General features: G+C 68.3%; 16 protein-coding genes. 8 read left to right on the top strand and 8 right to left on the bottom strand.

Features of this window, described 5'->3' with window-relative positions; translation table 11 throughout:
* Window positions 1–5: 5 nt before the first annotated feature.
* The 3 genes from ACFQI8_RS13775 to pheS all read right to left on the bottom strand — a co-directional run bounded on the left by ACFQI8_RS13775 (window position 6) and on the right by pheS (window position 4,575).
* Complete coding sequence (locus ACFQI8_RS13775; RefSeq protein ID WP_390245707.1) at window positions 6–1,211, bottom strand: trans-sulfuration enzyme family protein; 1,206 nt, start codon at window positions 1,209–1,211, stop codon at window positions 6–8.
* A gap of 152 nt (window positions 1,212–1,363) precedes the next feature.
* Window positions 1,364–3,076: a phenylalanine--tRNA ligase subunit beta gene (gene pheT / locus ACFQI8_RS13770; protein WP_390245705.1), complete on the bottom strand. Its 1,713-nt coding sequence runs from the start codon at window positions 3,074–3,076 to the stop codon at window positions 1,364–1,366.
* Window positions 3,076–4,575: a phenylalanine--tRNA ligase subunit alpha gene (gene pheS / locus ACFQI8_RS13765; RefSeq protein ID WP_390245703.1), complete on the bottom strand. Its 1,500-nt coding sequence runs from the start codon at window positions 4,573–4,575 to the stop codon at window positions 3,076–3,078. The genes pheT and pheS overlap by 1 nt, the downstream gene beginning before the upstream one ends.
* Before the next feature lie 309 nt (window positions 4,576–4,884).
* Between pheS and ACFQI8_RS13760 the strand changes: the two genes are divergently transcribed.
* Window positions 4,885–5,157, top strand: coding sequence for a hypothetical protein (locus tag ACFQI8_RS13760; protein ID WP_390245701.1), 273 nt, complete (start codon window positions 4,885–4,887; stop codon window positions 5,155–5,157).
* 17 nt (window positions 5,158–5,174) lie between these two features.
* On the opposite strand, the gene ACFQI8_RS13755 is transcribed toward ACFQI8_RS13760, so the two are convergent.
* Window positions 5,175–6,371, bottom strand: a complete 1,197-nt coding sequence (locus ACFQI8_RS13755) for an NAD(P)/FAD-dependent oxidoreductase (protein WP_390245699.1) — start codon at window positions 6,369–6,371, stop codon at window positions 5,175–5,177.
* Window positions 6,372–6,462: 91 nt separating this feature from the next.
* Here ACFQI8_RS13755 and ACFQI8_RS13750 point away from each other — a divergent pair, with 91 nt between their 5' ends.
* Complete coding sequence (locus ACFQI8_RS13750; protein WP_390245697.1) at window positions 6,463–7,494, top strand: ornithine cyclodeaminase family protein; 1,032 nt, start codon at window positions 6,463–6,465, stop codon at window positions 7,492–7,494.
* A 130-nt stretch (window positions 7,495–7,624) separates the two neighbouring features.
* On the opposite strand, the gene ACFQI8_RS13745 is transcribed toward ACFQI8_RS13750, so the two are convergent.
* The 3 genes from ACFQI8_RS13745 to ACFQI8_RS13735 form a co-directional block, all read right to left on the bottom strand.
* Window positions 7,625–9,259, bottom strand: a complete 1,635-nt coding sequence (locus ACFQI8_RS13745) for a tryptophan--tRNA ligase (RefSeq protein ID WP_390245695.1) — start codon at window positions 9,257–9,259, stop codon at window positions 7,625–7,627.
* Window positions 9,256–10,275, bottom strand: coding sequence for a tRNA-intron lyase (gene endA, locus ACFQI8_RS13740; RefSeq protein ID WP_390245693.1), 1,020 nt, complete (start codon window positions 10,273–10,275; stop codon window positions 9,256–9,258). The genes ACFQI8_RS13745 and endA overlap by 4 nt, the downstream gene beginning before the upstream one ends.
* A 167-nt stretch (window positions 10,276–10,442) precedes the next feature.
* The gene (locus ACFQI8_RS13735) at window positions 10,443–11,174 is read right to left on the bottom strand and encodes a DUF91 domain-containing protein (RefSeq protein WP_390245691.1); all 732 of its coding nucleotides are present in this window, start codon (window positions 11,172–11,174) and stop codon (window positions 10,443–10,445) included.
* Between the two features lie 102 nt (window positions 11,175–11,276).
* Between ACFQI8_RS13735 and ACFQI8_RS13730 the strand changes: the two genes are divergently transcribed.
* Window positions 11,277–11,927 (top strand): HAD family hydrolase, encoded by a 651-nt coding sequence (locus tag ACFQI8_RS13730; RefSeq protein ID WP_390245689.1) that lies wholly within the window; start codon window positions 11,277–11,279, stop codon window positions 11,925–11,927.
* Between the two features lie 40 nt (window positions 11,928–11,967).
* On the opposite strand, the gene ACFQI8_RS13725 is transcribed toward ACFQI8_RS13730, so the two are convergent.
* Window positions 11,968–14,307 carry a DEAD/DEAH box helicase gene (locus tag ACFQI8_RS13725; RefSeq protein WP_390245722.1) on the bottom strand — a complete coding sequence of 780 codons (2,340 nt, stop codon included), beginning with the start codon at window positions 14,305–14,307 and terminating at the stop codon, window positions 11,968–11,970.
* A 603-nt stretch (window positions 14,308–14,910) separates the two neighbouring features.
* Here ACFQI8_RS13725 and lipA point away from each other — a divergent pair.
* The 5 genes from lipA to lpdA all read left to right on the top strand — a co-directional run bounded on the left by lipA (window position 14,911) and on the right by lpdA (window position 21,237).
* Window positions 14,911–15,846 (top strand): lipoyl synthase, encoded by a 936-nt coding sequence (lipA, locus tag ACFQI8_RS13720; protein WP_390245687.1) that lies wholly within the window; start codon window positions 14,911–14,913, stop codon window positions 15,844–15,846.
* 317 nt (window positions 15,847–16,163) lie between these two features.
* Window positions 16,164–17,270 carry a pyruvate dehydrogenase (acetyl-transferring) E1 component subunit alpha gene (gene pdhA, locus ACFQI8_RS13715; RefSeq protein WP_390245685.1) on the top strand — a complete coding sequence of 369 codons (1,107 nt, stop codon included), beginning with the start codon at window positions 16,164–16,166 and terminating at the stop codon, window positions 17,268–17,270.
* Window positions 17,267–18,250 carry an alpha-ketoacid dehydrogenase subunit beta gene (locus tag ACFQI8_RS13710; RefSeq protein ID WP_390245683.1) on the top strand — a complete coding sequence of 328 codons (984 nt, stop codon included), beginning with the start codon at window positions 17,267–17,269 and terminating at the stop codon, window positions 18,248–18,250. Before pdhA ends, ACFQI8_RS13710 begins: the two co-directional genes overlap by 4 nt.
* Window positions 18,251–18,253: 3 nt before the next feature.
* Entirely contained in the window at window positions 18,254–19,810 is a 1,557-nt protein-coding gene (locus ACFQI8_RS13705; protein ID WP_390245681.1) for a dihydrolipoamide acetyltransferase family protein, read from the top strand.
* On the top strand, window positions 19,810–21,237 hold the full coding sequence (lpdA, locus tag ACFQI8_RS13700) for a dihydrolipoyl dehydrogenase (protein WP_390245679.1): 1,428 nt from the start codon (window positions 19,810–19,812) through the stop codon (window positions 21,235–21,237). The genes ACFQI8_RS13705 and lpdA overlap by 1 nt, the downstream gene beginning before the upstream one ends.
* The last annotated feature ends 24 nt before the right edge of the window (window positions 21,238–21,261 follow it).

Genomic DNA, 21,261 nt, shown 5'->3' with positions numbered 1-21,261 from the left:
TACCCTCACAGAATCGACAGCGCCGACGCGAGGTCCGAACGCAGGTCGTCGACGTGCTCGACGCCCACCGACAGCCGCAACAGCGAGTCCGAGATGCCGAGCGTGTCGCGTTCGGTCTGCGACAGCGGCGAGTGCGTCATCGTCGCCGGGTGCTCGATGAGGCTCTCGACGCCGCCGAGACTGACCGCCAGCGGGAACTCCCGGAGTTCGCCGAGGAACTCGGCGGTCCCGTCGAGGTCGGTGTCGAGTTCGAACGACAGCACGCCGCCGAAGCCCGACTGTTGGCGCGCCGCGAGGTCGTGTTGCGGATGGGACTCCAGCCCCGGATACAGCACCCGCGTCACGGCCTCGTGGGAGTCGAGGAACTCGGCAATCTCCATCGCGTTGGCCTCGTGCTGGTGCATCCGTAGCGGGAGCGTCTTGATGCCCCGGAGCGTCAGATAGGAGTCGAACGGCGAGAGCATCGACCCCATGCCGACGCGCTGGAGGAACGTGAGCTCCTCCAGTACGTCCTTTCGGTCGGTGACGACCGCGCCGCCGATGGAGTCGGAATGTCCGTTGAGGTATTTCGTAGTGCTGTGGACGACCACGTCGGCCCCGAGCGACAGCGGGTTCTGGAACTGCGGGCTGAGGAAGGTGTTGTCCACGCCGAAGACCGCGTCGCCCTCGTCGGCGATAGCCGCGATGGCCTCGATGTCGCAGAGGTGCATAAGCGGGTTCGTCGGCGTCTCCATCCAGACGAGCGCCGTCTCCTCGCGCATCGCGGCCGCGACGTTCTCGGGGTCGGTGGCGTCGACGAACGACACGTCTACGTTCAGTCGGTCGGCGAACAGCCGGTTGAGCATCGTCTTCGTCCCGCCGTAGAGGTCCTCGAACGCGACGATGTGGTCGCCCGGCCGGACCACCGCGGTCATCGTCGCCGCGATGGCGGCCGTGCCGGAGACGAACGCCAGCGCGTGGTCGGCTCCTTCGAGCGCCGCGAGCCGGTGTTCCAGCGCGTTCCGCGTCGGGTTCGACAGCCGCGAGTAGAGGTACTCGCCGGCGTCGGGGTCGAGCGTCTCCAAATCCGCGTCGGGGTCGATGCTCGGTACCGCGTAGGTCGACGAGAGGTGGACCGGAACGACGACGTCCTCGACGCCCGGAGCCGGAGCCTGCCCGCGCTCGCCGTGGGTCACCGCTAGCGTCTCGCGGCGTACATCATTATCGTTCATACAGGAAACGCGACGACTCGCGTCCTAAAGGTTTCTATCGTGTTCTGACCAAATGCATGAAAAGAATTACTGGAGGCGTGGAATTACCCGAGGTTATCCGTATTCGGTTCGTGGACCCGCAAAAATCTGGACCAAAAACGAACCCGGAACGACTACGCCAGCGCCGACAAGTCGAACTCGAACGCCGCGACCGGCAGTTCGAGGTCGTGTTCGACGATGACCTTCGGGTGGAGTTCGCCGACGACGCCGACTTCCTCGCCGTCGATGACGACCGCGGCGGTGCGGCCGTCGATGAACGACGGGTGGTCGGTCGCGGGCGTCTCCAGTTCAACGTCGAAGTCGCGGCAGAGCGCCGCGAGGCGGGCCTTGGCGTCCTCGTAGGTCGCGTCGTGGCGGGCGAGGACGGCCGCGACGTGGCGGGCCTCGGCGACGCGGGTGTTCTCGTCGTCGTCGCGGTGGGCCACGTGGCCGATTTCCGCGAGGTCCTGCGGGTACGCCCGGTGGGTGTTGTTCTCCAGCACCATCGTCAGCGAGGGCAACACCCACGTCCGAAGCATGGTGTAGTCCTCACTGTACGGTTCGGTGATGGAGGCGGGGTCGCCGCCACCGAGGTAGTCGGAGCCGACCTCGACGTCCATGCGCTCGTAGTTCTCGCCCTCCGAAATCATGTGGAAGTTGAGTAGGTCCTCGAAGCCGAGGCCGACGAGCGAGGTACGGACGGCGTCTTCGAGCCGCGAGCGCTCGTGGCGCTGGCCGACCGTTCCCACGTCGGGGTAGCGCGGTTCGAGTTCGTTGAAGCCGTAGGCGCGACCCACGTCGTCCACGAGGTCGAGCGGGTGGAGTACGTCGACGCGGTACGGCGGAATCGAGACCTCGTAGACGGTCTCTTCACCCAGTTCGGCGTTCGCGTCGAGCCCGGAGCGCTCGAACAGGTCGATGACCTCGTCCAGCTCCAACTCGACGCCGAGGACCGTCTCGATGCGGTCGTGGGAGACGCGTTTCGTCTCGACTTCGAAGTCGGGCTTCGTGACGGTGCCCGTCTCGTACTGGACCTCGACGTCCTCGATGGTCGCTCCGCGGGCGGCCAGCGCGTAGCAGATGATGTTGCACATCCGGTCGATGGTCCACTGGTCGGTGCCGGTGAGTTCGACGAGCAGGTCGCGGGAGTCCGTCGAGACCTCGGTCCGGCGGCCGTTGATGACCGGCGGGAACGAGAACAGGCCGATTTCGTCGTAGATGGCCGGGTAGCGGTCGTACTCGCTGACGAGGTCGGCGTACTTCCGACCCGTGGCGTGCTGTTCGAGCACCTCGGCGGGCGTGAGTTCGTCGTTGGAGTCGAGCGCGACGAAGGTGTCGCCGTCGGGTTCGATGCCCGTGTACGTGATGGAGTTGCCGGAGGCGTTCTCCGAGAGCACGTCGCCTTTCAGCATCGTCAGGTCGTGGATGCCGATGGCTCCCTTGGCGCGCTTGCGGCCCATCGTCGCGTGGAGTTTCTCCTGCAACTGGATGAGCGAGTCGAGCGCGGCGTCGTCCAAGTCGACCCCGCGGACGACCGCGCCCGTGACGTAGGGCCGCTCGTCGGGCACGTCGTCGTCGACGACGAACGTCCAGTCGGGGTCGTTCGTGTTCGGCACGGAGACGCCGCGGGCGTCGCCGTACTGGTAGCGAAGCGAGCGGGCGACGCCTTCGACCGACAGGCGGTCGAGGCGGTCGGGACCGAACTCGAGTTGGAACGCCCCGTCGTCGGTGACGCCCTCGAACTCCAGTCCGAGCGCGAACAGGTCGTCTTTGAACTCCTCGTCGGACTTGTCTTCGTGGCCGGTCAGGCGGCGCAGTTCGTCGGGTTGAACGTCGACTACGGGCATTACTTGAGCACCTCCGTCTCGCGGAGCAGGTCGAGGTCACACAGCGTTCCGTGGACGTCGCGGATGTCGTCGAAGCCGTACATGAGCATCAGGAGGCGCTCCAGCGCGAGGCCCCACGCCATCACGTCGCACTCGACGCCGAGCGGGCGGAGCACCTCCTCGCGGAACATCCCCGAGTTACCGATTTCGATGAGTTCGCCCGTCTCGGGGTGTCGGCCGAACAGCTCGAACGACGGCTCCGTGTAGGGGTTGTAGTGCGGCTTGAACTGGATGTCCGTGATGCCGAAGTGGGAGTAGAACTCCTCGAAGGTGCCCATCAGGTCGCGCACGGAGAGGTCCTCGGCCATCACCCAGCCCTCTATCTGGTAGAACTCCAAGAGGTGCGTCGGGTCGAGCGTGTCGTTGCGGTACACCTTCTCGACCGAGAAGTACCGCTGGGGCGGCTCTAACTCGCCGACCTCGTGACCGGAGAGATAGCGCATCGACAGCGACGTGGTGTGGCCGCGGAGCGCGATGGCCCGCGCGAAGTCCTCGGACCACGGCGAGTGGTAGCCGTCGCCGTCGTCGCCGACGCCCTCCAAGTGGGCGTCGCGGACGTTGTCGATGAGGTCCTCGGGGATGTCCTCCATCGGCGGCACGTCGAGGGCGAAGCGGTCCCAGTGGGTGCGCGCCGGGTGGTCCTGCGGCATGAACAGACAGTCGTTAATCCAGAAGTCCGCGTCGGCGTGCGGGCCTTCCATCTCGGCGAAACCCATGCCGGTGAGCACGTCCTTCACGCGGTCGGCGGTCTGCCGGAGGATGTGCTTTTTGCCGCCGCGGGCCTCGGGCGCGTCGGCCTCGACGTTGTACTCGGTGAACTCCACGTCCTCCCACTCGCCGGAGGTGAGCATCTCGGGGGTGAGGCGGTCGACCGTCTCGGCCGCCTCGACGCCCTCCATCAGCGCCGTGACGCCCTCGTCGGTGAGGGTGACGGCGCGGATGGTGCGCTCGTGGCGGACCACGAGGTTCCGCGATTCGAGCCGGTCGAGCACGTCGCCGTCGACGGACTCGCCCGCGTCGAGGGCCGCGAGCGCGGCGGCCTCCTCGTCGGCGTCGGGGTCGGCGTCCGCGTCGGGCGTGAGTTCGCCCGAGTCGATGTGCCCGTAGCCCTTGCGCGCGAAGTTCGACAGCGCGATATCGACCTGCGGGCCGCCGAGGGAGGACGCGCCGATGACCTGTCCCATCGGGACCGCGTCGCCGTCGCCCGCGTCGACCGCGGCGCGGTAGAGACGGACCTCGGGGAGGCCCTCGCCGGCGTACTCGACGCCCTCGCCTGTCAGTTCGACGGACTCCGCCGTGGTCTCCGTGACCGAGACGAGTCCCTCGTCGCGGAGGTCGAAGACCGCGCCCGTCACCGTCTCGGGCTTCTGGTCCGTCGCCTCCGCGAGCTGTGCAATCGTTCGTTCGTCCGTGGCGCTCGCGGCGTGCAACACCGCGACCTGTGATTCCGGAAGTCGCATCTGGTTCGTTGTGGCGTTAGCCGTCTGGTGGTCGGTTAGCAGTTTCGAAGCCTCGCCGCGCTGGCGGGGCTGACCGGCGGGGTCGGTTTCGTCCGGCGGGCGCGGTGACGCCCGGCCGGAGTCCGCCGACCTCAGGCGGTCGGGAAAAAGAAGCCGAACCCGTCGGTGGTCGGTTCGCTCGCTCGCGTCCCGCGTTTGGGTTCGGTTGCCATATGCGACCGATTGTGAGTGCCGAGTAAAAACGTTCCGCGTCAGGGCCAAACGCAGATACGTTCTTGACGCCGGCCGACCGAAGAGATGCGAAGACGAATGCGAGACCTAGACGCGACTCTCTCCGCGATTCGCCTCGGCCACGAGGCGTCGCTCATCGTCAAACCCCCGCGCCGCCCGGACGACAGAGACGACGTCGAGGCCGTCCTCGTCCGGGCCGCGCCGCCCTACGAGTTCGACGACGGCGAACTGACCTACCGCGTCGTCGAAGGCGAGGGCGACACCGACTTTCGCGTCCTCGCGTCGCGCGATGTCGCCGACCCCGTCCGCGAACTCGGCGAACTCCGCGCCGTGGTCGATATGAGCGCGTAACGCGGCGTCGGACTCTCTCAGGCCACGTTCCGCTCGCGGAGCGTCTCGCCCGACTCGAACCGGTCGAGCGACAGCGCCGACACGTCCACCTCGCAGGCGTCCTCGCCGAGACACAGGTCGGCGACGGCCTCGCCGGTCGCGGGCGCGTGCTGGAAGCCGTGGCCCGAAAAGCCCGCGGCGACGACGAGGCCGGGGGCCGCCTCGTCCAGAATCGCGTGGTGGTCGGGCGTCACGGCGTACAGTCCGGCCCAGCCGTTGCGAATCCGCGTCTCCGGGCCGAAGTAGGCCGCGGCGTCGTCGGCCCGCTCGGTTGCCTCGACCGCCCACTCCACGTCCATCGATTCGTCGAACCGGTCGGGGTCCACGTCGGGGTCCGACGCCGAGAAATGCCCGCCGACGACGGCGGTCCCCTCCCGCTCCGGTCGGAAGTACGCCCCCGTGTCGAGGTCGATGGTGAGCGGGGCGTCCGCGGGGAGGTCTCCTTCGGGTTCCACGACGGCTATCTGTCGGCGGCGCGGCGCGACTGGGAGGTCGATTCCGGCGAGCGCCGCGACCCGGGCGGACCACGCGCCCGCCGCGACGACCACGGCGTCTGCATCGATGGGACCGTCCGGCGTCTCGGCGCGCCAGCCCCCGGTGTCGGGAGTGGCCGCCACATCGGCCGAACCGTCGTCGGAACCGCCGTCGCCGACGCGAGCGAGGTCGGTCACCGGCGTCTTCGTCCGAATGTCGACGCCGGCGGCGCGGACCGCGTCCGAGTAGCCCTGTACCGCGGAGTGCGGGTCGGCGACGCCGTCGGCCGCCGAGAACGTCGCCGCGACGAACGACTCGGTCCGGAGTTGCGGGAGGTACTCGGCGGCCTCCGCGGGCGAGAGGACGCGACTCGGCGCACCGGCCTCGGTCTGCATGGCGACGTTCTCTCGGAACGACGCGGCGGTCTCCTCGGTCCGGGCGAGAAAGAGGTAGCCAGAGCGCCGGTAGTCGATATCGACGCCGAAGTCGTCCGCGAAGGACTCCCAGACCGGGACGCTCGCGAGCGAGAGTTCGACGTTCACGCGGGTCGAAAACTGCGTTCGGATGCCGCCCGCCGCGCGACCCGTACTGCCGCCGCCGAGCGTCCCCGCCTCGCAGACGGTGACCTCGGCCCCGCGGCCGGCCAGCGCGTGCGCGCTGGCGAGTCCGACGACCCCGCCACCGACGATAAGGACGTGCATGGTCGTGTCTGATTCGCCACCGACATGAGTGTGTCTGTCACATACTGTCGAGGTGCAATGTTTTCACGCGGCCGCGGAGAGTAGTCAGGGTATGGTCCGTATTCTCTCCGCCGACGCCGTCGGCGAGTTACTCTCGCTCGCGGAGCTGTTTCCGGTCGTCGAGGAGGCGTTCGTCAAGCAGGGCCGCGGCGAGGTCGAACGCCCCCCGCGACCGCACTTTCCGGTCGGTATCGACATCGACAGAGTTCGCGACGGAACCGGCGGCGAGGGAGCCACAGGCTCGGCAGAGGAACCGACAGGGCTGGACGGCCCGCTCGGGACCGGCCTCACCATGCCGGCGTACATCCACGGCCGCGAGGTGTACGCGACGAAACTCGCCGCCGTCCACCCGGAGAACGCCGCCCGTGGCCTCCCGACAGTGAACGCGCAGGTCGTCCTCACCGACGCGACGACCGGCCTCCCGCTCGCGCTCCTCGACGGGACCACGGTCACCAGCGCCCGGACGGGCTGTATCGGCGGCCTCGCCGCGGAGTACCTCGCGGCCGACCCGATTCGCCTCGGCGTCCTCGGCGCGGGCGCGCAGGCCCGCTGGCAGAGCCGCGCCATCGCCGTCGGCTCCGCGGTCGAGTCGGTCACGGTCTACTCCCCCAGCGACTCTCGGGAGGCGTGCGCCGCCGACCTCCGCGATGACGGCCTCCCCGCCGAAGCCGTCGACTCGCCCGAGGCGGCCGTCTCCGGCGCGAACGTCGTCGTCACCGCGACGACCAGCGAGACGCCGGTGTTCGACGGTTCGTGGCTCGACCCCGGAACGCTCGTCGTCGCCGTCGGAGCCTACACGCCCGAGACGCGGGAGCTCGACGCCGAGACGTTCGAGCGAGCCGCGAGGGTGTTCGCCGACGTGCCCGAGGAAGTCGCCGACATCGGCGACGTGCGCGGGGCCGCCATCGACGAGTCCGACCTGATTCCGCTCTCGGCGGTCTTCGAGGGCGACGCCGGCCGCGACGACGCCGACGAGATTCTGGTCGTCGAGAGCGTCGGTTCGGCGGTGCTCGACGCCGCGACCGCCGAGTATCTCTACGAGAAGTCGAGCGCGCGCGGCGTCGGAGAAGAAGTGGGGTTGTGAGCGGTCGTGCGGTCGTGCAGTCGTGCAGTCGTCCGGTCGTCCGGTCGTGCAGTTTCGGTCGCGGTCGGCGGCCGCCGCTAGTCGGCCGCGACACCGCGTCGTCTTTCAGACGCCACGAGCCACTGCCTCGCTAGTGTTCGGCGGCAACGCCGCGCCGCTCCGTCTCTAGGTCGATGTCCAGCGAGTCGAGGACCGCCTCGGCCTCCTCGCGCTTTTCGTGGTGGTCTTCGAGGAACTCGCGCATCATCGTCGCCGCCTGCTCCTTACAGCCGCCGCAGAGGCGCTCGCCGCCGACGCACTCGTCGTAGATCTCCTTTGCGAGTTCGTCGTCGTCGCCCGTCAGCAGGTAGGCGTACAGCTCGTACACCGGACATTTATCGGCCTCGCCGCCGAGTTCGCGCTGTTCTTCGGCCGTGTCGCGGCCGCCGGTCGTCGCCGACTTCACCTTGTCGTAGCCCTCCTCGGGCGCGTCGAGAAGCGAGATGTGGCTCGCCGGAATCGACGACGACATCTTGCCGCCGGTGAGACCGGTCATGAAGCGGTGATAGATGGACGACGGCGGGATGAAGCCGTAGCCGCCGTGGTGGGCCTCGACCTCGCGGGCGAGTTCCTCGGCCTCGTCGACGCCCACGTCGAACGCGTCGATGTGCTGGTCGTACCGGCGCTTTTCGCCCTCGATGACCTCGATGAGCGCCTCGAACGCCTCGTCGGTCGCCTGCCGGGCGAAAAAGCGAATCCGCGGGCGGAGCGGTTCCATCCCGGCGTTTTCGAGCTTCTCGACCGCCGACTCGCGGACCGACTCGGAGACGAGCACGCCGGCCGCGTCGAGGTCGGCGTCGGCGAGCCAGTCGGCCGCCTCGCCGCATCGCGGCACGTCGCCGTCCTCGGCGTACTCCTCGCGGGCGTCGTGGGCGGCCGCGACGAGCGGGCGCTCGGCGTCGGCGAGTTCGAAGCTCGCGAACGCCTCGGTCACCTTGAAGAACCGCATCCGGGTGGCGAGGTCGCGGGCGAACCGGACGTGAGGGTCCTGGTCGGGCCCGACGGGGATGACCGTCGGCTTGGGGTCGTCCAACTGCGGGTAGAGGATGTCCGCCATCTGCGTGACGACCGACTGCATGTGCGAGACGTTAGTCTCGCCGTCGAAGCCGTAGATGGACTGGAACTCCGAGAAGTTGGCCTTCCCGCCGAGTTCGAACGCGAGCCGCTGGAGGCGGTCGTTGTCCGACTGCCGGTAGAGTTCGCCCGCCTCGGGGTCGAAGCCGAGCGCGATGAGCGACAGCAGGTAGTCGCGGCTGTGCTCGTTGATTTCGTCCCACGGGATGCCGCGGGCGGAGTGGGCCTCCATATCCGCGATGAGGCCGTAGGCGTCGCCGCCCTGCTGTTGATGCCAGATTATCTCGTCGAAGACGAGTTTGTGGCCGATGTGGGGGTCGCCCGTCGGCATGAACCCCGAGAGGACGGCGAAGTCGTCGCCGTTTCGCATGGCGTCGAGCACCGGCCGGTAGTCGCGGTGGCCGAAGATGACGCCGCGGCGCATCAGGTAGTGCGGGTTCGGCACCTCGTCGAGCACCTCGTCGAACTCCTCGATGCCGAACTCCTCGAACAGCTTCCGGTAGTCGGAGACGGTCGACGAGCCCCACGGGTCGAGGGCGACTTCGTCGACGGCTCCGCCGTCTGCAAGAGGTGTCTCCGACACCTCCCCGTCTTTCCCCTCTGCTGTGCCTCCATCGGTGCGGATGCGCTCCGCGGGTTCGTCGTCTGTCATGGCGTGAGCCGACTGACCGAAAGCCAGTCTATCTCTCCGTTGTCGCCGGTCAGCGCAAAAACCATTCGCTTGCGGACACCGCCGGCGAGGCGCACGTCGAGCGAGAGGTCCCGCGGGACGAACGTGTGGTCGGGCGCGACCACGCGAACGAGGAACTCCGAGTGCGAGAGGTCAGACACCGACTCGAAGTCCGTGTAGACGCGGAAGTCGGAGCCGAACTTGAAGCCGCTCTTGGGGACGGTCTTGGCCCCCCTGAGCGCGGTGTAGACCGCGAGTCGGCGGTCGAATCGGTCGCCTTCCACGTCGCGGCCGCGGGAGACCACGTCGCTCTCGTCGGTGGCGAGCGCGTCGGCGCGGGCGAGGTAGGCGGCTTCGAGAAGCGACAGTTGGAGCGGGCCGCTGTCGGCGTTTCTGCCGTACAGGCGCTGACCGAAGAAGCCGCGCTGGTAGAGCCGGTCGACGCCGTCCCAGACGAGCGCGCGGTCCGAGAGGAGTTCCGCGTCGAGGGCGGCGGGGAGGTCCTCCGCGGCCGTCCCCTCGGGGGAGTAGCCCGCGGTGTCGAAGTAGGTCAGGTCGCCGTCCTCGTCGACGATGGCGAGGACGACATCCCCGAGCGACGCGACGGGGATGCTCTCGCGCTCGCCGACGACGCGGACGCGGTGTTCGACCTCGCCGTCCCACGGCCCCTTCCCGCGGGGGTAGACGAGGAAGTCCGCGCCGGCGGCGTCATCGACGCCGGGCCAGCCGTCGCGGGCGGGCGAGAGATAGAACCCGCGGTCGCGGAGGTCTTTGTAGACGACGAAGTCGAGGGTGGTTCCGGTGCGCGCGACGAGTTCGCGCAGGCCCATCCCGTCCACGCCGTCGATATCGTCCCGCGAGAGCAGGTGGGCGGCCTCGACGGGCGCGACCTCCAAGTCGTCGCCGCCGGTGGGTCTCCCGTAGCCGCGGGAGTCGTGGAACCGCTGTCGAGCGTCGCCCGGGAGGTGGACGACGCCGTCTTCGAGGCGTCCTTGCATACCCGAATCGGGGCGCGGCGACGACAAAGGGTCTGCGATGCCGGCGGCGCGGCGCGCGAGAGCGTCGGGACCGCCGCCACCGTCTGCTCGTCGCGGGTGCGGACGCGTCCCTCGCGGCCGGCCGTGTCGCCAGCGACGGGGCCACGCCCGCCGGCCCTCGTCTCGACTCATCGGACCTCGCAGGTCGAGTCGAGACACCGCCGGCCGCGACTCGTCTCGAACGTCGGCAGGCCGCAGTCGCAGTCGTCGACGACGACGCCCGCGGGGAGCGAAAACGCCGTCTCGCACTCGGGGTAGGCGTCACAGCCGGCGAGCAGGCGGCCGCTCCGCCGGATGACTCGGAGGGGGGACCCGCAGTCCGGACACGACCACTCGCCGTCGAAGCGGTCTCTCACGTGGTCGTCCAGCGGGTCGCACCGGCGGTCGATACAGACCTCGAACGGCGCGCCGCGCTCGACGCGCATCACCGGCAGGCCGCAGTCGTCGCACGTCTCGTCGAGGACGGTCGAACCCGCCGGCAGGCGGTACTCGGTCCCCGAGTCGAGGGCGACGACGGACCCGTTTGTCCTGACGAGCGGGTCGCCGGTGTCGGGATGTAAGCCGACCGGAACGCCCGCGTCGCTCGCGGGGTACTCGGCGCGGCCGGTCACGTCGTTCGACTCGACGGTGAGCGTCTGGTCGCCCGCGCGGGCCACGAGGCCGAACGACCCCGGCCCGGACTCGACGGTCAGCGAGTCGGCGCGGGTCAGCCACGCGACGGGCTGGTAGCCCCCGGCGTCGTGGACGAGGACGGTTCGGTCGGGCTTGGCGACGACGACGACTCGGCCGCGCTGGGTGCGGTCGCGGGAGCCTTCGAAGTTGACGGTGCAGTCGCCGGCGAAGACGCGTATCGAATCCATGCGGCGGGGTGGTCGCCGGTTCCGGTTTGAACCTACGTGCGAGGGTTCACCGGGCATGCCGCGGCACGAAGGTCTTTGGTCGGCCGCGGCCGAGGGCGAACCATGGACGCGAACGTCGTGCTGTTCGACATGGACGGAGTGTTGGTCGATTCCGAGCAGTACTGGCACGCCTTCGAGGACGAGTGGGTGTTCGCCGACGCCATCGAGTCCGGCGACCCCGACCACGAGGAGATTACGGGGATGAACTTCCGCGAGATATACGACTACCTCGACGCGGAGTACGGGACGACCGTCACGAAAGACGAGTTCGTCGCGGCGTACCACGAGAACGCCGAGGGCGTCTACGGCGAACACGTCGTCCTGATGGACGGCGCGGAGGAGCTGTTTTCGGACCTCCGTGCGGCGGGCAAGCGGGTGGCCATCGTCTCGTCGGCCCCGCAGGACTGGATTTCGACCGTCCGCGAGCGGTTCGACCTCGACCCGCTCGACCTCGTGCTCTCGGCCGACGACATCGACGACCCCGGCAAGCCCGAACCCCACATCTACGAGCACGCCGCGGCCGAGTTCGGCGTCGCCCCCGAGGACTGCGTCGTCATCGAGGACTCGATACACGGCATCGAGGCGGCCGTGCGGGCCGGCGCGTACACCATCGCCTACCGCGGCGGACAGAACGCCGACCTCGACCTCTCGCGGGCGAACGAAATCGTCGACGGCCCCGCAGAGTTGCGGGCGGCGTTGCTCGGCGAGGAGTAGACGAAACGCGACCAGAAATCGGCAGTCCGCGCGGTGTCCGCTAGTCGACCCGAACCGTCCGCGACTCCCGAATCGGGAGTAGCGGCAGGTCGGGGAACGTCACTTCGACGGTGAACTCCAGTTCGTCGTCCGTCGCGCCGAAGACGCCGACGGGGACAGTCACGTCGTCCGAGAGGTAGCACGTCTTCGCCGACATCTCCACGTCGTTGACGGTGACGCGGATGCCGACTGAGCCGCCGCCGCCGTCGTTTCGCACGCGGATGTCGTGCATGTCGCTCTCTCCGCGGGCGACCGACTCGGGGAACGCCCCCCAGTCGACGTCGGGCGCGGGGAGGTCCTTCGCGCTCTCGATGACGCGCTCGGCGACGCCCTGCGCGAGACCCGCGCGGGTGAGCTCTTTCACGCCGGCGTCGACCACGTCGGCCGGGGTCGAGAGCCCGCCAGTTGCGAGCTTTCGCGCGCGGCCGGGTCCGATGCCGTCGACGGCCGTGAGCGCCGCGGCGTCACTGCTGACGCCGTTGTCGACGCGGGCCTCGACGCGCTTTGCGAGGTTGGCCGCGCGGGCGTCCACGAAGGTGTCGAGGAACTCGCGGAGCGCCGAGAGCAGTCGGAGCGCGTTCTGCTTGATGACCCACGCGTCGCTCCGGAGTTCGCTCGGCGTCGAGTTCGCCATGCTGGCGTGGAGGATGGCGAGCACCTTCTTCGGGCCGTCTTCGAGCGTGGTCGAGACGCCCGTCAGCACGGAATCGACGGCGTCCACCTCGGACTGGCGCGCCGACACCTGTCGGAAGTCGGCCGCGCCCGCGACGGTTTCGAGGATGTCGTCGGCGGTGATGCGGTCCCGTTCCGCGAGGTCGGCGAAGCGCGAGGCGGTCCCGAGCCGGAGGTAGTACTTCGAGGTGAGCCGCCCGAGCGGGGTCGCGTCGATTGAGAGGTCGTCGTCCATCTCGACGAACCCGCGGGAGACGAGGCGGTCGAGCACGTCGCGGACGCGCGAGCGGAGGTCCTCGAAGTCGTAGGCCGCGGGGTTCGACTGCGCCCGGCGGTAGTAGAACGTCGTCTCCAGCCACGACATGACGTCGTCGAGGTCGCGGATGGTCCCCATGGCGATTTCGGCGTTGAGGTGCGAGTCGAGGTCTTCTGCGAGCCGCGACTCGATTTCCTTGCCCTCGCGGAGCAGGCGGCGGTACTTGTTCTGGTCCGAGCGGTCGCAGACGACCCAGCCGTAGCCCACGTCGTCGTAGCCGGGGCGGCCCGCGCGGCCGAGCATCTGGAGGATGTCGAGCGGCGAGATGTCCACCTCACCTTCGAGCGGGTCGTGGTGTTTCGTGTCGCGGATGACGACACAGCGGGCGGGGAGGTTCACCCCCCACGCGAGCGTCGAGGTCGAAAACAGGAGCTGAATCTTGCCCTCCTTGAACCACTCCTCGACGGCCTCGCGGTCGTCCCGCGAGAGGCCGGCGTGGTGGAAGCCGACGCCGTCCAAGACGCCCTTGGCGAGCGAGTCGTTGCTCAGTTCCTTGGCCTCGTTGTGGAAGTCGTAGTCGCCGCGCGCGCCGATGGGCACGTCGCGCTTTGCGAGTTCGTCGCGGGCCTTGGCGGCCGCGCGGACGGCGTCCTGCCGCGAGGAGACGAAGACGAGCGACTGGCCGCCGTCGCGGATGTGCGGCTCCGCGAGGTCGAACGCCCGGTAGAGCCGGCGGTACTTGTCGGCGAAGGAGTTCTCGCCGTGGGAGTAGGTCTTGACGCCAGCGTGGAGGTCGACGGGGCGGTAGTCGTCGCCAAACTCGAAGGTGGTCTCGGCGGGTGCGTCGAGCCACGCCGCCACGTCGTCGATGTTGGGCATGGTCGCCGACAGCGCGACGATTCGAGGGTCGCAGATGCGGCGCATCCGGGAGACGGTGACTTCGAGGACGCCGCCGCGGGTCTCCGAATCCAGCAGGTGGACCTCGTCGATGACGACGCAGTCCACGTCCTCGATGAACGAGTAGCGCGCGGAGTCGTGTTTCCGGGTCGCGGAGTCGGTCTTCTCGGGCGTCATCACGAGGATGTCGGCGCGGGCGGCCCGCCGGGGGTTCAGGTCGCGCTCGCCGGTGACGACGTACACCGAGTAGCCGAGGTCCTCGAAGCGCTCCCACTCGGTCTCCTTCTCGGTGGTGAGCGCGCGGAGCGGCGCGATGAAAAGCGCCGTCCCCTCGTCGCGGAGCGTCCGGCAGATGGCGAGTTCGGCGAGCGCCGTCTTCCCGCTGGCGGTGGGCGCGGAGGCGACGACGTTGTGGTCGGTGTCGAGGATGGCGGGGAGCGCCTCGCTCTGCATCCGGTTGAACTCCTCGAACCCGAAGGCGTCTGCGAACTCGGGGACCGCCTCGGCGACTTTCACTGGGCGCACCTCCGGGTGTGCGCCGGCGTCGGGGACGAGACGAAGACGAGCGTCATACACGAAGCCGAGTCGTCCGTGGGGAAAGGCGTTTCTCCATCCGGCGCGGCGGCTCGGGAGCGTCGAACAGACGGAAAACGGGGGGTGAGGTTGGTCGGGGGAGTGGTAGGGAGGCGGCGTCGAGGACCGACGCGCCGACCGCTTACGCGGCGCCGGCGAGCGCGGCGATGAACGACCAGTTCGTCCCCGCGGTGGCCTCGTGCTTCTTCGATTCGGCCGTCGTCATGTTGCGGCGGTGTTTCCAGTTCATACTCGATAGAAGTCTTTACTCGAATATAAGTTTTTCAGTTATGTGATATATTTAGCACGGTCGTACATGGTGTTTGATGGAAAGTCGTGACATATGCGAACCGAACGTTTCGATTTCCGTGATAGAATCGTCCGTTTGAATGATTCTGAACGAGGCGTGATACCACGGGACGTGTGTCTGCTGGGCAAGGTCACTGGGACGCGGGTTCGGTCGTCTCGGCGAGGAGTTCTACCGCCAACCCGACAGACGGCGGACCAATCCTCACGTTTTTGCCCGTCGCCGCGCAAGAACTGCCTATGCGAACGCGGCGGAAGCCAGACTGGTTGAAGATGCGACCGCCATCGGGCCGGCGTTTCACCGATATCAAATCGACGCTCCGGGACCGGAACCTCAACACCGTCTGCGAGGAGGCGAACTGCCCGAACCTCGGTGAGTGTTGGAGCGGCCGCGACGGTCCCGGCACGGCCACGTTCATGCTCATGGGCGACCGGTGCTCGCGCGGGTGTAACTTCTGCGACGTGACGACCGGCGGGATGGAGCCGCTGGACCCCGACGAACCGGCGAACGTCGCCGAAGCGGTGACCGAAATCGGCCTCGACTACGTCGTGTTGACCTCCGTGGACCGCGACGACCTGCCGGACCAGGGCGCGGCCCACTTCGCCGAGACCATCCGCGAGATCAAGCGCCGCGACCCCGAGGTGCTCGTCGAGGTGCTGATTCCCGACTTCCAGGGCGACCCCGAACACGTCCGGAAGATAATCGACGCCGGACCCGACGTCATCGCCCACAACATCGAGACCGTCGAGCGCCTCCAGTGGCCGATTCGGGACCGCCGCGCCGGCTACGAGCAGTCGCTTTCGGTGCTCCAGCAGGTGACAGACGAGTCCGACATCCACACGAAGACCTCCGTCATGCTCGGCCTCGGCGAGCACGCCCACGAGGTCTACCAGACCCTTTCTGACCTCCGTGAGGCCGACGTGGACATCGTCACCTTCGGCCAGTACCTCCAGCCCTCTCGGAGCCACCTCGACGTGTTCGAGTACGTCCACCCCGACGCCTTCGAGACGTGGCGGCGCGTCGCGGAGGACGAACTGGGTTTCCTCTACTGCGCGTCCGGCCCGATGGTCCGGTCGTCGTACAAGGCCGGCGAACTGTTCGTGGACGCGCTCCTCCGCGAGGGGTCGAGCCTCGAGGAGGCGCGACAGGCCGCCCGCGCGGCCGCCGGACAGTAACGTCCGCGCCCGCCGCGCCGACTGCGTCCGCCGCTCCGCCCGCGTCGGCGCGACCCGACTGACCGGGTCCGACCCCGCGCCCGCCCCGAAACGGTCCTGCAATGCTGTCGATATTTCCGATTATTTCTCGGTGATGTGTGGGTTCACACTAATGAACGTCAGGAAGAATCGTTTAGAAGCGAAAATGTCCAATTTTACCTCGCATGAGTTTACATAGCACGGCGCGAGACGCAATATTCCGATCCAAAGTAAATTATATACGAAAACAATATAACGCCGGCGGGTGTCGATTTTGCCATGAACAGGAGGGTTCTCCCGTGAGCGTGCTTCAACGCGACCCGCAGGACCAGGTACGAGTGCTCGACGAGGACGGGACCGTCGTCGGCGAGGTCCCCGACGTCGACGACGAGACGCTCGTCGATATGTACCGCTACATGCGTCTCGCCCGACACTTCGACACGCGGGCGGTGAGTCTCCAGCGCCAGGGGCGGATGGGGACGTATCCGCCGCTGTCGGGACAGGAGGGCGCACAGATCGGGAGCGCGCTCGCGCTCGACGAACAGGACTGGATGGTCCCGAGCTATCGCGAACACGGCGCGTCGTTGCTCCGGGGGCTCCCGCTGAAGCAGACGCTTCTGTACTGGATGGGCCACGAGAAGGGCAACGAGATGCCCGAGGGCGTGAACCTCTTTCCGCCCGCGGTCCCCATCGCCTCGCAGATTCCGCACGCGACCGGCGCGGCGTGGGCGAAGAAGCTCCGCGGCGACGACGACACGGCCGTCATCTGTTACTTCGGCGACGGCGCGACCTCCGAGGGCGACTTCCACGAGGGGCTGAACTTCGCGGGCGTCTTCGACACCCCGAACGTCTTCTTCTGTAACAACAACCAGTGGGCCATCTCGGTGCCGCGGGAGCGACAGACCGCCGCCGAGACGCTGGCCCAGAAGGCGACCGCCTACGGCATCGACGGCGTGCAGGTCGACGGAATGGACCCGCTCGCGGTCTACGCCGTGACGAAGGCGGCGCTCGACAAGGCGAAAAACCCCGGCGAGGGCGAGGGCCGCCCGACGCTCATCGAGGCGGTCCAGTACCGCTTCGGCGCGCACACGACCGCCGACGACCCCACCGTCTACCGCGACGACGACGAGGTCGAAAAGTGGAAGGCGAAAGACCCGATTCCGCGGCTGGAGTCGTTCCTCCGCGAGACGGGCCGCATCGACGACGAGACCGTCGAGTCCATCGAGGAAGACGTGAAACAGCGGGTCGCGGACGCCATCGAGGCGGCCGAGTCCGACCCGCGTCCAGACCCGAGCGAGATGTTCAACTACGCCTACGCCGAGCGGACCCCGGAGATTCAAGCGCAGTACGAGGAGTTCGAAGCGCTCCGCGAGAAGTTCGGCGACGAAGGATTCCTCAGAGAATGAGCAGTCAGAACCTCACCATCGTGCAGGCGGTACGGGACGGTCTCTACACCGAGATGAACCTCGACGACGAGGTGCTCGTCATGGGCGAGGACGTCGGCAAGAACGGCGGCGTCTTCCGGGCCACGGAGGGCCTCAAAGACGAGTTCGGCGGCGACCGCGTCATCGACACGCCGCTGGCAGAGTCGGGCATCGTCGGCACGGCCATCGGCATGGCCGCGATGGGGCTGAAACCGGTCCCCGAGATTCAGTTCTCCGGCTTCATGTACCCCGGCTTCGACCAAATCGTGAGCCACATGGGGCGGTTCCGCAACCGAACCCGCGGGCGCTACACGCTCCCCATGGTGCTCCGCGCGCCATACGGCGGCGGCATCCGCGCGCCCGAGTCGCACTCGGAGTCCAAGGAGATGTTCTACGCGCACGAGGCCGGCCTGAAGGTCGTCATCCCCTCGACGCCGTACGACACGAAGGGACTACTCATCTCCGCCATCCGCGACCCCGACCCGGTCATCTTCATGGAGCCGAAGCTCATCTACCGGGCGTTCCGCGGCGAGGTCCCCGAGGAGGACTACACGGTCCCCATCGGCGAGGCCGCCGTCCGCCGCGAGGGGACGGACGTGTCCGTGTTCACCTTCGGCGCGATGACGCGCCCGACGCTCGAAGCCGTCGAGAACCTCGAAGAGGAGGGCATCGATGCCGAGGTCGTGGACATCCGCACCATCTCGCCGCTCGACCGCGAGACCATCGTCGAGTCGTTCAAGAAGACCGGCCGCGCGGTGGTCGTCCACGAGGCCCCGAAGAACGGCGGCCTCGGGGCCGAAATCACGGCGACGATTCAGGAAGAGGCGCTCCTCTACCAGGAAGCGCCAGTCAAGCGCGTCGCGGGCTACGACGTGCCGTACCCGCTGTACGCGCTGGAGGACTACTACCTCCCTTCGGTCGCCCGCGTCGAAGAAGGTATTCGTGAGGCGGTGAACTTCTGAACGATGGCGCTCAAGGAATTCAAACTCCCCGACGTCGGCGAAGGCGTCGCGGAAGGCGAACTCGTAACGTGGCACGTCGCGCCGGGCGACGAGGTAACCGAAGATCAGGTGCTCGCGGAGGTCGAGACCGACAAGGCGCTCGTCGACGTGCCCTCGCCGTTCAACGGGACGGTGGAGGAACTCCTCGCCGAGGAGGGCGAGGTCGTTCCCGTCGGCGACGTCATCATCACCATTCGGGAGGATGGCGACGACGAGGAGACCGCCAAGGCCGCGGACGCCGACGCGGACGCCGAAACGGCCGATTCCGAGACGGCCGAGAGCGACGACGCCGACGACGGTTCCAGTTCCGGCGGGCGCGTGTTCGCGCCGCCGAGCGTCCGCCGCCTCGCCCGCGAACTCGGCGTCGACCTCGACTCCGTCGACGGGAGCGGCCCGAGCGGCCGCGTGACCGAGGGCGACGTTCGCGCCGCCGCGGAAGACGACGGCGACGGCGACGAACCCAACGGCCCGCGGACCGTCCAGTCCAACGGGAAGTCCGCGACCGCGAAGCGCGACGAGGGAACGTCCGCGTCCGCCGCCGCGTCGGCCGAGAGCGCCGACCGCGAGCAGACGCTCGCCGCGCCCGCGACCCGCGCGCTGGCCAAGGAGGAAGGCGTGGACATCGACGCCGTCCCCGCGACCGAGATGCGCGACGGCGAGGCGTTCGTCTCGCCCGACGCCGTCGCGGAGTACGCGCAGGCCCAGCGCGAGGCGCAGGCCGCGGACGCCGAGGCGGTGGCCGCCGAGCCCGACGCCGGAGCCGCGACCGCCGAGGCGACGGGCGACGCGGCGAGTGAACCCGCACCGCCCGAGACCGGCCCCGGTGCCGGCGAGCGCGTCCCCTACAAGGGCGTCCGCAAGGCCATCGGCGACCAGATGCAACGGTCGAAGTACACCGCGCCGCACGTCACCCACCACGACGAGGTGGACGTGACGGAACTCGTCGAACTGCGCGAACAGCTCAAGCCCGTCGCCGAGGACCGCGGCTCGCGACTGACCTACATGCCGTTCGTGATGAAGGCGGTCGTCGCGGCGCTGAAGGACTTCCCGTACCTCAACTCGCAACTCGACGAGGACAACGAGGAAATCGTCCTGCGCGACGAGTACAACATCGGCGTCGCGGCCGCGACCGACGCCGGCCTGCTCGTCCCCGTCGTCCGCGACGCGGACCGCAAGGGCATGCTCGAACTCGCCGACGAGATGAACGAGAAGGTCGAGAAGGCCCGCAACCGCAAGATTGCGCCCGAGGAGATGCGCGGCGGGACGTTCACCATCACCAACATCGGCGGCATCGGCGGCGAGTACGCGACGCCCATCGTCAACTATCCCGAGGTGGCGATTCTCGCGCTCGGAGCCATCAAAGACAAGCCGCGGGTCGTCGACGGTGAGGTCGTGCCGCGAAAAGTCCTCACCCTCTCGCTGTCGTTCGACCACCGCGTCGTCGACGGCGCGCAGGGCGCTCGCTTCACGAACCGCGTCAAGGAACTGCTCGAAGACCCCAAACTGCTGGTGTTAGAATAATGGTCGTCGGAGACATCGCAACCGGAACCGAACTGCTCGTCATCGGCGCGGGGCCGGGCGGCTACGTCGCCGCCATCCGCGCCGCACAGAACGGCATCGACACGACGCTCGTCGAGAAGGACGCCTACGGGGGCACCTGCCTCAACTACGGCTGTATCCCCTCGAAGGCGCTCATCACGGGCGCGAACCTCGCCCACGAGGCGGGCAACGCCGAGGAGATGGGCATCCACGCCGACCCCGTCGTCGACATGTCGCAACTGCGCGACTGGAAGAGCGGCGTCGTCGACCAGCTCACCGGCGGCGTCGAGAAGCTCTGTAAGGCCAACGGCGTCAACCTCGTCGAGGGGACCGCCCGCTTCAAAGACGAAAACGCCGTCCGCATCGCCCACGGCGGCGAGGGGCAGGGCTCGGAGACCATCGAGTTCGAACACTGCATTATCGCCACCGGCTCACGCGTCATCCAGATACCCGGCTTCGACTTCGGCGACGAGCCGGTGTGGTCGTCGCGCGACGCCCTCGAAGCCGACACCGTGCCGGAGCGGCTGGTCGTCGTCGGTGGCGGCTACATCGGGATGGAGCTGTCGACGACGTTCGCCAAGCTCGGCGCGGACGTGACCGTCGTCGAGATGCTCGACGACATCCTACCGGGCTACGAGTCCGACGTGGCCCGCGTCGTCCGCGAGCGCGCCGAAGACCTCGGCATCGACATGCACTTCGGCGAGGGAGCCAGCGGCTGGCGCGACGAGGACGACGGAATCATGGTGACCACCGAGACCGAAGACGGCGAGGAAAACGAGTACCGCGCCGACAAGGTGCTCGTCGCCGTCGGGCGCTCGCCCGTCACCGACACGATGGACATCGAGAGCGCCGGCCTCGAAGCCGACGACCGCGGGTTCCTCTCGGTCGACGAGTGCCGCCGCACCGACGTGGAGCACATCTACGCCGTCGGCGACGTGGTCGAGGACACGCCGATGCTCGCGCACGTCGCCTCGAAAGAGGGTATCGTCGCCGCCGAGCACGTCGCCGGCGAACCGGTCGCCTTCGACAGTCAGGCCGTCCCCGCCGCCGTCTTCACCGACCCCGAAATCGGCACGGTCGGCATGACCGAAGCCGACGCCGAGGAGGCCGGCTTCACGCCCGTCGTCGGCCAGATGCCCTTCCGGGCGTCCGGCCGCGCGTTGACGACGAACCACGCCGACGGCTTCGTCCGCGTCGTCGCCGACGAGGAGTCCGGCTTCGTCCTCGGGGCGCAAATCGTCGGCCCCGAGGCCTCGGAGCTAATCGCCGAACTCGCGTTCGCCATCGAGATGGGCGCGACGCTCGAAGACGTGGCGTCGACCATCCACACCCACCCGACGCTCGCCGAGGCAGTCATGGAGGCCGCCGAGAACGCGCTCGGACAGGCGATTCACACGCTGAATCGGTGAGGAAGCGTCGGAAAAACGGCGAGA

Origin of the sequence: Haloferax chudinovii (genome assembly GCF_042663345.1) — an archaeon.
In the GTDB taxonomy this organism is placed as follows: Archaea; Halobacteriota; Halobacteria; order Halobacteriales; family Haloferacaceae; genus Haloferax; species Haloferax chudinovii.
This window is presented reverse-complemented; position numbering and strand designations above follow the sequence as displayed.

Excerpts from the sequence above, each read along its gene's own strand:
- ACFQI8_RS13705 (WP_390245681.1), top strand. The coding sequence starts at position 18,254 with ATGGCGCTCAAGGAATTCAAACTCCCCGACGTCGGCGAAGGCGTCGCG.
- ACFQI8_RS13735 (WP_390245691.1), bottom strand. The coding sequence starts at position 11,174 with ATGGATTCGATACGCGTCTTCGCCGGCGACTGCACCGTCAACTTCGAA.
- ACFQI8_RS13755 (WP_390245699.1), bottom strand. The coding sequence starts at position 6,371 with ATGCACGTCCTTATCGTCGGTGGCGGGGTCGTCGGACTCGCCAGCGCG.
- pheT (WP_390245705.1), bottom strand. The coding sequence starts at position 3,076 with ATGCCCGTAGTCGACGTTCAACCCGACGAACTGCGCCGCCTGACCGGC.
- ACFQI8_RS13775 (WP_390245707.1), bottom strand. The coding sequence starts at position 1,211 with ATGAACGATAATGATGTACGCCGCGAGACGCTAGCGGTGACCCACGGC.
- lipA (WP_390245687.1), top strand. The coding sequence starts at position 14,911 with ATGCGAACGCGGCGGAAGCCAGACTGGTTGAAGATGCGACCGCCATCG.
- ACFQI8_RS13750 (WP_390245697.1), top strand. The coding sequence starts at position 6,463 with ATGGTCCGTATTCTCTCCGCCGACGCCGTCGGCGAGTTACTCTCGCTC.
- pheS (WP_390245703.1), bottom strand. The coding sequence starts at position 4,575 with ATGCGACTTCCGGAATCACAGGTCGCGGTGTTGCACGCCGCGAGCGCC.
- ACFQI8_RS13745 (WP_390245695.1), bottom strand. The coding sequence starts at position 9,259 with ATGACAGACGACGAACCCGCGGAGCGCATCCGCACCGATGGAGGCACA.
- ACFQI8_RS13760 (WP_390245701.1), top strand. The coding sequence starts at position 4,885 with ATGCGAGACCTAGACGCGACTCTCTCCGCGATTCGCCTCGGCCACGAG.
- lpdA (WP_390245679.1), top strand. The coding sequence starts at position 19,810 with ATGGTCGTCGGAGACATCGCAACCGGAACCGAACTGCTCGTCATCGGC.
- endA (WP_390245693.1), bottom strand. The coding sequence starts at position 10,275 with ATGCAAGGACGCCTCGAAGACGGCGTCGTCCACCTCCCGGGCGACGCT.
- ACFQI8_RS13710 (WP_390245683.1), top strand. The coding sequence starts at position 17,267 with ATGAGCAGTCAGAACCTCACCATCGTGCAGGCGGTACGGGACGGTCTC.
- ACFQI8_RS13730 (WP_390245689.1), top strand. The coding sequence starts at position 11,277 with ATGGACGCGAACGTCGTGCTGTTCGACATGGACGGAGTGTTGGTCGAT.